This window comes from Bacillus sp. P4_D3, assembly GCF_056401855.1.
Map to the genome: position 1 here is coordinate 75,524 of NZ_JBFUIN010000003.1, position 9,828 is coordinate 85,351.

General features: G+C 33.6%; 7 protein-coding genes and 1 pseudogene. 5 read left to right on the plus strand and 3 right to left on the minus strand.

The window, feature by feature from the left end; all coding sequences use genetic code 11:
* Positions 1-192: 192 nt before the first annotated feature.
* The 3 genes and pseudogenes from AC1DTM_RS01280 to msrB all read left to right on the plus strand — a co-directional run bounded on the left by AC1DTM_RS01280 (position 193) and on the right by msrB (position 2,288).
* Positions 193-1,227, plus strand: a complete 1,035-nt coding sequence (locus tag AC1DTM_RS01280) for an AI-2E family transporter (RefSeq protein WP_002198704.1) — start codon at positions 193-195, stop codon at positions 1,225-1,227.
* A 95-nt stretch (positions 1,228-1,322) separates the two neighbouring features.
* A pseudogene (msrA, locus tag AC1DTM_RS01285) lies at positions 1,323-1,790 on the plus strand (peptide-methionine (S)-S-oxide reductase MsrA); the annotation flags it as partial.
* Positions 1,791-1,835: 45 nt separating this feature from the next.
* Positions 1,836-2,288 carry a peptide-methionine (R)-S-oxide reductase MsrB gene (gene msrB / locus AC1DTM_RS01290; RefSeq protein WP_372343026.1) on the plus strand — a complete coding sequence of 151 codons (453 nt, stop codon included), beginning with the start codon at positions 1,836-1,838 and terminating at the stop codon, positions 2,286-2,288.
* A 24-nt stretch (positions 2,289-2,312) separates the two neighbouring features.
* Here the strand turns inward: msrB and AC1DTM_RS01295 are convergent, their stop codons facing one another.
* Entirely contained in the window at positions 2,313-5,429 is a 3,117-nt protein-coding gene (locus AC1DTM_RS01295; protein WP_476999978.1) for an efflux RND transporter permease subunit, read from the minus strand.
* 189 nt (positions 5,430-5,618) lie between these two features.
* On the opposite strand from AC1DTM_RS01295, the gene AC1DTM_RS01300 reads away from it, so the two are divergent.
* Positions 5,619-6,491, plus strand: a complete 873-nt coding sequence (locus tag AC1DTM_RS01300; RefSeq protein ID WP_016106778.1) for a TetR/AcrR family transcriptional regulator — start codon at positions 5,619-5,621, stop codon at positions 6,489-6,491.
* Positions 6,492-6,520: 29 nt separating this feature from the next.
* On the opposite strand, the gene AC1DTM_RS01305 is transcribed toward AC1DTM_RS01300, so the two are convergent.
* Together AC1DTM_RS01305 and AC1DTM_RS01310 are read right to left on the minus strand one after the other, a co-directional pair.
* Positions 6,521-7,492 (minus strand): glycosyltransferase family 2 protein, encoded by a 972-nt coding sequence (locus AC1DTM_RS01305; protein WP_016106777.1) that lies wholly within the window; start codon positions 7,490-7,492, stop codon positions 6,521-6,523.
* A 39-nt stretch (positions 7,493-7,531) separates the two neighbouring features.
* Entirely contained in the window at positions 7,532-7,915 is a 384-nt protein-coding gene (locus AC1DTM_RS01310) for a GtrA family protein (RefSeq protein WP_016106776.1), read from the minus strand.
* 397 nt (positions 7,916-8,312) lie between these two features.
* Between AC1DTM_RS01310 and AC1DTM_RS01315 the strand changes: the two genes are divergently transcribed.
* Positions 8,313-9,773, plus strand: coding sequence for a glycosyltransferase family 39 protein (locus tag AC1DTM_RS01315; protein ID WP_016106775.1), 1,461 nt, complete (start codon positions 8,313-8,315; stop codon positions 9,771-9,773).
* The last annotated feature ends 55 nt before the right edge of the window (positions 9,774-9,828 follow it).

Genomic DNA, 9,828 nt, shown 5'->3' on the forward strand with positions numbered 1-9,828 from the left:
TGCGTTTTGAAATAGGTCATTGTATTGTAAAATAAGAAGTAACATAATATATAGCACAATTAACGAGCGGTTAAGGTTGAAGATAAATTGCTCGCAATGGCTTTAATATTAAAGGATAATTATAAGTAGAGAATAGAGAGAGCTACTTGTTAAAGTTTTACTTTATAGGACAGGAGAGAGTACTCGTCGATTATGCAAATAAAAAACCTGTTTCAAAGCAAAGGATTTCAGAGGTTAATCGTATTAGTATTACTTGCTCTCATATTGTATGGGATGCAAAGTATGTTAAATTTAATTTTAATTACGTTTATGTTGACGTATTTAATGGATCGATTCCAAAAGTTTATTTCTCGTAAATTAGATCATTTCATGCCAATTAATCGGAAAATTATTATAGCGCTTTTATATGTAATGTTAGTGGCAGGAATTGCCATTACGCTATTTAAATATTTACCGGTATTAACAATACAAATTTCACAATTGATTTATCAATTCAATGTATTTTTAAGAAATCCACCTGATAGTGAATTAATTAAGTATGCAGTTAATGCTGTGAATCATATGGAGCTTTCTAAATATGTAGGGCAAGGCGTAGACATTTTGTATAAATCTATTACGAATGTTGGGAAATTTGGCCTTCAAGTTTTACTTTCTGTAATTTTGAGCTTATTTTTCTTACTTGAAAAAGCACGTATTGTTGCTTTTACTTCGAAATTTAAAGAAAGTCGACTTGCAATTTTTTATAACGAAATAGAGTATTTCGGAAAGAAATTTGCACGTTCATTCGGAAAAGTAATCGAAGCACAATTTTTAATTGCAATTGTTAACTGTGTTTTATCTGTTATCGCATTATGGATATTAGGATTCCCTCAATTACTAGGTTTAGCGTTAATGATTTTCTTGCTTGGTTTAATTCCAGTGGCGGGTGTTATTATCTCGTTATTCCCACTCTGTATGATTGCTTACAATATCGGCGGTATAATGTATGTCGTTTATATTGTAGTTATCGTAACAGTAATTCATGCGCTTGAAAGTTATGTATTAAATCCGAAGTTTATGTCACAAAAAACAAATTTACCAATCTTCTACACATTTATGGTGTTAATTTTTTCTGAGCATTTCTTAGGTGTATGGGGGCTTATTATCGGTATCCCAATCTTCATATTCTTATTAGATGTTTTAGATGTGACAAGTGATGAAACTGAGAAGGATTTTTCTAAAAAATAAAGTAAGAAAAAGCATCGATATTCGATGCTTTTTCTTTTATAAAGTATGGTATTCTATGCCATACTGTAAGAAGAATATACAATTGGGGTGAAATAATGGCTATAAATGAAAAGAAGGAATTAGCTACATTTGCTGGTGGGTGTTTCTGGTGCATGGTTTCGCCGTTTGAAGAGATGGAAGGGATTATACAGGTTGTTTCAGGTTATACAGGTGGCCATAAAGAGAATCCAACGTATAAAGAAGTGTGCTCGGAAACAACTGGGCATTATGAAGCAGTACAAATTACATTTGATGCAAATAAAATGCCGTATGAAGAGTTGTTAAATATATATTGGAGACAGATTGACCCGACTGATATGGGGGGGCAATTCCACGACCGTGGACAGTCTTATGAAACAGTGATTTTTTATCATAATGAAGAACAACATAAAAAGGCAGAGGTTTCAAAAGAAGAGCTTGAGAAGAGTGGACGTTTTTCGAAGCCGGTTGCTACAAAAATATTGCCAGCTACTACGTTTTATCTGGCTGAAGAATATCATCAAGGCTATCATAAGAAAAACACATTCCGCTATGAGTTATACCGTAAAGGATCAGGACGAGATACTTTTATTAAACAACATTGGCCAAAGAATAATGCTCATTTAAAAGAAAGATTAAACGAGATGCAGTTTTATGTAACACAGGAAAATGGAACTGAACCGCCTTTTCAAAATGAATATTGGAATCATAAAGAAGAAGGGCTTTATGTAGATATTGCTTCGGGTGAACCATTATTTACTTCTTTCGATAAGTTCGATAGCGGCTGTGGATGGCCGAGTTTTACGAAACCAGTTATGTCAGCTAGTGTGAAAGAGAAAATGGATGTTAGCCATAATATGACGCGTACGGAAGTGAGAAGTAAAGAAGGAGATTCACATCTTGGGCATGTATTTCCAGACGGTCCAGGACCAAATGGCCTTCGTTACTGTATTAATTCAGCAGCGCTACGCTTTATTCAAAAAGAAGAGTTAGAAAAAGAAGGATATGGTGATTTTCTAATCTTGTTTGGGAATAAAAAATAACCTCGCAGTCAGCGAGGTTATTTTTTATTTTACTTTTTTCTTTTTAAATTTGCTTAGTGCTTCATAAACGATTGGAACAATAAGAAGTGTTAATAACGTTGAACTTGTTAATCCACCAATTACGGTTACGCCAAGTCCTTTAGAAATTAAGCCGCTACCTTCAAATCCTAATGCAAGCGGGATAAGAGCCCCGATTGTTGCAATTGCAGTCATTAAGATAGGACGCAGGCGTGTTGCACCAGCTTCTAATAATGCTTCACGTGTTGATAGGCCGTCATTTTCTTTATGAATAACGCGGTCAATGAGCACGATAGCGTTTGTTACAACGATACCAATTAGCATAAGAGCCCCAATCATCGCAGATACACTTAACGTTTCGCCAGAGATTAATAAGGCAACGAGTGCACCGATGATTGTGAATGGTAGCGAGAATAAAATTGCGAATGGTGCAAGGGCACCGCCAAATGTAACAACAAGAACGAAGTATACAATAGCAATCGCAGCTAACATCGCTAAGCCAAGTTGTTTGAATGATTCTTGAATGTCTTGTGTAACACCGCCCATAGAAACATCTACACCAGAAGGAAGATCCATTTTATCTACTTCTTTTTGAACAGCGGCAGATGCTTTTGAAACGTCATCAGATGTTAATTTCGCACTAACCGCCGCATAAACACGGCCATCACGATGTGTTACTGTGTTAGAAGTTTCACCTTCTTTTACAGTCATAACATCTTTAACAGCAACTTCATTACCAAGTGGCGTTGTAATTTTACGATTTGTTAAGTCATCGATCGTTTCATAGTTTTGTTTTTCAGTTTCTACATATACATTTATATCTTTACTGTCTTTTTTAATTGTTGTTAGAACAGGGCGATCGTGTTGATTCGAAAGTCCCATCCCAATTTGAGCAGCAGTTAGCCCCATTTTACTTAACTTTTCTTGATCAGCGACTAAAGTATATTCTGCATATGTTTTTGCAACACTAGAGTCTACGTCTTTTAAATCTTTATTTTTCTTCATGATATTTTGAATGTCTTTCACGACAGGCTTAATTTCTTCAGAGCTATCTCCATAAACGTATAGCTTAATTTCGTTACTACCGCCACTTGCTCCGAAATCTTGGTTTTTCCATTCACCTTTTCCAGACATCTTTTGTAAATCTTTAACGACTTGTTCTTTCTCTTTTTCAAAGTTTTTCGTATCGTTATCATATTGAACGAAGAACATTGCTTGATTTGATTGACCAGGGCTCATTGGGTTTTCGCCACCTAATGAGAATTGAATTGTTTTGACGTCTTTTTTATCTTGGAAATGCTTCTCAGCTTTCGTTGCGATTTTTTCAACGTCGTCTAACGTTTGACCTGGCTCAGGATTGTATGTTGCAATGATCATTTTTTCTTCTTCAGATGGTAAGAAGCTTACACCGATAATTGGCACAAGAGCAAGACTACCAACTAATAGAAGGACAGCGATACTTGATGTAATAATTTTATGGTTTAACGCCCATTCAAGTATACGTTTATATCCGTTTGCTAGTTTGCTTGGTTTTTCCTCATGATGTACTTCTTTTTCTCTCATGCTTTCCTTCTTGAATAAGGAATGTGCTAGCATCGGTACAATTGTAACTGCCACAAGTAAGGAAGCGAGTAGGGCAAAAACAATTGTTAAAGCAAATGGTAAGAACATTTCACCAATCATACCTTTTACAAGTCCAAGAGGTAAGAATACAGCGATTGTTACAATTGTAGAAGACATAATTGGGATAAACATTTCTTTCGTAGCTTCACGAATTAAATCTTTTCCACGTAATTTTTCTTCTGATAACGACATACGTCGGTAAATATTTTCAATAACAACAATGGAGTCATCGACGACACGTCCGATAGCGACTGTCATTGCTCCAAGTGTCATGATGTTAAGCGTAATATCCATTTGTTTTATGACTAAGACAGCAATTAATAAAGAAAGTGGTATAGAAACGACAGAGATTAGCGTTGTTCGAATGTTTCGCAGGAACAACATAATAATAACAATCGCAAAGATAGCACCGAAAATAGCTTTGCTAAGCATTGTTTCGACTGATTTTTCAATAGGCGCACCTTGATCGAATGTTGAAATAATCTCTAAGTCTTTATATTTTTTCTCAAGGTCTTTTACTTTATCTTTAACTGCATTTACAACATCAACTGTATTCGCATCAGCAGCCTTCACAATTTGAATTCCGATTGCTTCTTTTCMATTTGTTCGAGAAATAGACTCTGCTTTTCCGACTTCTTTAATATCAGCAATTTCTTCTAATGTAACCGTTGGTATGCCGTTCATAGCGGCTGGATTCATCTGTGGTGCTTGTGTTCCAGCACCAGCATTTTGATTACCTTGACCATTCGGTGATGAAGGGATAGCTGGAATTTTTAATTCTTTTAATGCTTTAATTGTTGTAATGTTACCATCTACAACAACTGATTTTTCCGTATCTTTAAATGTATATAAGCCAAGTGGTAACGATACGTCCGAACCTTTAATCATATTTTTTACGGTATCTTCACTTAAACCTAATTCTTTCATCTTATCTTTTTTGAAGACAAGCTGTACTTCGTCTACTTGTTGACCTGCGATTTGAACAGATGCGACACCATCAAGTCCTTTTAATCCAGGAACAACATTTTTTTCTACATTTTCTGTTAAGGCAGCTAAAGATTCATTTTTACTTGCTACGCTTAATGAAATAACAGGAAAGGCATTAAAGTTTACTCGTGAGACTTTCGGGTCTTTCACACCTTCGGGCAGTTTCACGTTTGCGAGCGATTCTTTAATTTCCGTTTCGGCTTTTTCCATATTTTTATCAAAATCATATTCTACCTGAATAGAAGATGCGTTTTGATAAGATGATGAACTAACAACGTTTACACCACTTAAATTTTGGAGTTGCTCTTCCATTGGTTTTGAAATTTTATCAGCTACTTCTTCTGGTGTAGCACCAGGATAAACCGTAGTTACTGTTACAATAGGCGTTGTAATATCAGGAATTGTTTCTAACTTCATATTCATCCCAGAATAAATGCCTGCAATAGTAACAATAATGGTTAGTAGCCAAACCGCGAACTTATTTTTTAACGCGAAATTGATGATTTTGTTCATGTTTGCGCTCCCTTTTTATTGTATTGACCAATCGGTCAGTCTAATACATAATATAACTGACTGATTGGTCAGTCGTCAATGAAAAGAGATGGTATAATAAAGTGAAACTTTAATTAAGTGGAATTTTACTGCCACAAGTAGCGAGATGTATGTAGTATAAGATGCGAGATTAAATTTAGGAGAGAAGATATGAAAGAAAAAGAGCGCTTAATTATAGAGATGGCTATGAAGTTATTTGCGACCAAGGGTGTGAATGCGACATCAGTACAAGAAATCGTCACAGCCTGCGGTATATCAAAAGGGGCTTTTTACTTATATTTTAAATCGAAAGATGAGCTGTTATTAGCAACACTTCGATATTATTATGATAAGATTCAACATAAAATGATGGATATTGAAAAAGAATCGTTATTACCACGTGAAAAATTTGCAAAACAATTGCATTGTCAGTTTACTGATATACAGAAGCATAAGGAATTTATTATTATGCATGCGAGAGAAAATGCTATTCCTTTTAATAAAGAAGTGGAAGAATTTATGATGCGGATGAAATTAGAGTCTCACGCATTTTATCGAAATAGTTTGTTGTCTATTTATGGTGACAAGGTTATGCCGTATGTATTGGATTTAGTAATTATGGTGGAAGGGATATGTCGTGGATATTTAGAACTAATTATTTTACAAACACCAGAAATTGATTTGTCCTATGTGTCGACGTTTATTTTAAAAAGGGTAGATCATCTAGTAGATGGACTCATAGAATCTTTGGAAGAACCCGTTTTACATGAAGAAAGGCTTGGAGAGTTTTTTTGTAAATCAGAGCTTATTAAGGAACAAGTTAAAGAACATTTTTTAAAAGAAATTATTGTGTTTAAGCGTACATTAGCGGATCAATTAGAAGATGATGAATTGCTTGTTACGCTAGATGTTTTGGAGGCAGAAATGAGATTACCAAATCCAAGGATTCCAGTTATTCAAGGGATGCTGTCTAATTTAGAGGCATATCCAAATTTAAAAGAATTTCGTTTGCGACTTATGGGGTATTACAATATAAAAAGGTAACAATGATGTTTTTCATTGTTACCTTTTTTTTATACGTGCACTTTTTCTTTTTTCTGTGCAGTCGCTTCTTTTTCAATGTTAATTGTTTCTTTCACGATATAAATCGGACGGTTTTTACTTTCGTCATAAATACGAGCAATATACTGACCTACAATTCCAAGGCCAAGTAATTGAATGCCGCTAAAGAATGTAATTGCGACCATAATAGATGCCCAACCTGTTTGAGTATCATTTCCGATGATTTTCACAGTAATTGTATACAGTAAGACAATTATGGAAATGAGAACTGATAATAAGCCTAAAGACATAACGATTCGTAACGGTTTTGTCGAAAATGCAATGATTCCATCGGATGCAAACTTAATCATTTTCTTTAATGGATATTTTGTTTCACCAGCAAAGCGCTCATCACGTTCATATTCAACATACGTTTGGCGGAAGCCAACCCAAGACATCATGCCGCGAATAAAGCGATTTCGTTCCGTCATTTGATTAAAAACATCAGCAACTTTGCGATCGATGATTCGGAAATCACCTGTATCTTTTGGAATATCGATATCAGACATATAGTTTAAGAATTTATAGAAATATTTAGCAGTTAACAGTTTAAACCAAGTTTCACCTTTACGTTGTTTACGTTTTGCATAAACAACTTCATATCCTTCTTCCCATTTGGCAATAAGTTCAGGAATAACTTCTGGTGGATCTTGTAAGTCTGCATCTATAATTACAATAGCGTCACCTTTTGCAGCAGCAATACCAGCAGTAACAGCTATTTGATGTCCGAAGTTGCGTGCAAAATTAACAACTTTTGTACGATAATCATTTGCAGATATTTCTGATAGGATTTCCATTGTACGATCTGTACTACCATCGTTTACAAAGACCAATTCATAATTAATATTATTTTGCAGCATAACGGACTTTAAACGATTATAACATTCCTGTGCTACTTCTTCCTCGAAGTACATAGGAACTACAATCGAAATTAATTTTTCCATTTTGTATCCTCCGTAGTTTTAATAAATTGCTTCAATTTTTTAATTAGTAGGGCTTTCGGTTTCATTAAATGTCCAAATTTTATTAAGGAAAAAGTTCATAATCATTCCGACGCCAATTGCAAAGATCTGTGCAATAAATGTATTGAAAGCAAGTTTATCTACTAATATAAACAAACTTAATGTATTAAAAGCTAATACAATTAAATTTACAGTTAGAAATTTGAAAAACACTGACGTGCTTTTATTGCTAGATTTAAACACCCAATTTTTATTCCAGTAGTAGCTATTAGCAACACCAAGTAAATATGAAATGGTATTCGCAACGAGATAATTCATTCCAAGTTTTACTAATATCATGAAGCAAATAATTGTAATGAGTGTATTAAAGATTCCTACTAAACCAAACTTTAAGAGTTTCTCCATAATAGTATCCTCATCTTTATAAAATATATAAATAAAATAGGAAATGTAGAAGGGTTATTCATACATAACAAATACTTATTATAGCATATTTTATGCTGAAACGTTAATAAAATCGAGTGGCTTCAATTTTTAGTGAATTTAACCTTGCGTGACATTTAATCATATAATGCAGAGTGCGAAATTGAAAATGGAAATATGAACATGATTCATGTATAGTGGTGTGTGATAGGTTTATACGTCATTATTGAGGATTACTTGAATCCTCGTATAGATTATAGTGGGAATGAAAATAAGAATGTTTTTGATTTTCATGTGTAATTGATTAGTTATAAAGTGCTTCAGTTTTATACAATATATAACGGTGTCTTTGTACCAATGTTTAAAGGAGTAGATTGTATTGGAATTATTTTTAAAAGGGTTATCGACCCTTTCTACACGTGCAGTATACATGTTGTATGTCTTTTTTGCCTCAATATTAATTATTGATTATTTTTCGGATACGCAAAAATATAATTACACAATGATAGTAACTGGGGTCGTACTTTTATGTACAATTGGGTCCTATATCCTTAGAAAGGGTTCTTTATATCTAGAAAAATTCAACGAGAAAAAATGCTTTTTTGTGTTAGTAATTATTTGCTTCGCAGTTAAATTAACGTGGGTTCTTACATACAAAATCCAGCCGTTGGTTGATTATGCTACTTTTTATTATACTGCAGAAGCATTAAGTAAAGAATTTGTTATTAATAATAATTACATCGCGTTATTTCCACATATTTTTGGTTACGCCTCATTTTTAAGTATTTTCTTAAAAATATTTGGAGCAAGTCATATGGTAGCGCCTATTGTAAATGTTGTTTTAACTACGATATCAATGGGGTTAATATATATTATATCTAGAAAAATTGGTGGAGTTAAAACAGCAATAACAGCAAGTGTTTTATGGATAGTATTTCCTTCTCAAACGATTTATAACATGTTTGCAATGTCAGAGCCATTGTATTGTACAATACTGCTATTGATTTGGACCGTTATGATAATGGTTCACGAGAAGATTCATAATATAAATATAAAAAAATTACTTGTCTATTCGATTTTATTAGCGGCACTATTTGCATTAATGAATATGGTACGACCAGTTGCAGCTGTTCCAATTATAGCTTTAGTCATATGGTTATTTATTATTAATACGAAGCACATAGGAAATAAAAAAATATTATTAAATAAGGTAGTATATGTAGGGGCTATCGTTATTGGGTATATTATTTTTTCTTCGGCGATTAATCAGTATATAACATTACGTTTAGGCGAAGAGATAGCATCAACGCCAGGCTATAATATTTATGTAGGATTTAACCAGGAAAATGCGGGTAAATGGAACATGCCAGATGCAGAGTTATTGTTTGAGTACAGTAATAAACCAGGGTGGACTGCTAATGATGCTCAACAAAAAATGCTAGAAGAGGCGAAAAATAGAATACAAAACGATAATATCGATTTTATGAAATTATTTTCGGATAAATTCTTTGTCTTTTTAAGTGAAGATAGTGCAGCAGTTTCTTACGCCGAGCCTGCGCTAGATAATGTAGTAAGATACACTGTGGCATCTAATATTTTTTATTACTTCTTAATGGTGACTTCAATATTAGGTGTGTTAATAATGATAAAAAATAAAAATAAATCTATTCTATTTATGATTTGTTTATTTACAATAGGATTAACAATGGCGCAGTTATTAGTAGAAGTGGCATCAAGATATCATTATTCGGCTACAATATCTATGATAATTTTGTCTGCCTTTGGTATAAATTATGTTTACAATAAAAAAGAGAATATAGATATAAATAAAAAGGCATGAGTTCGGTATTGCACGAGGGCACTGAAAAACTCCATCTAGTTCCACTTTGCGAGAC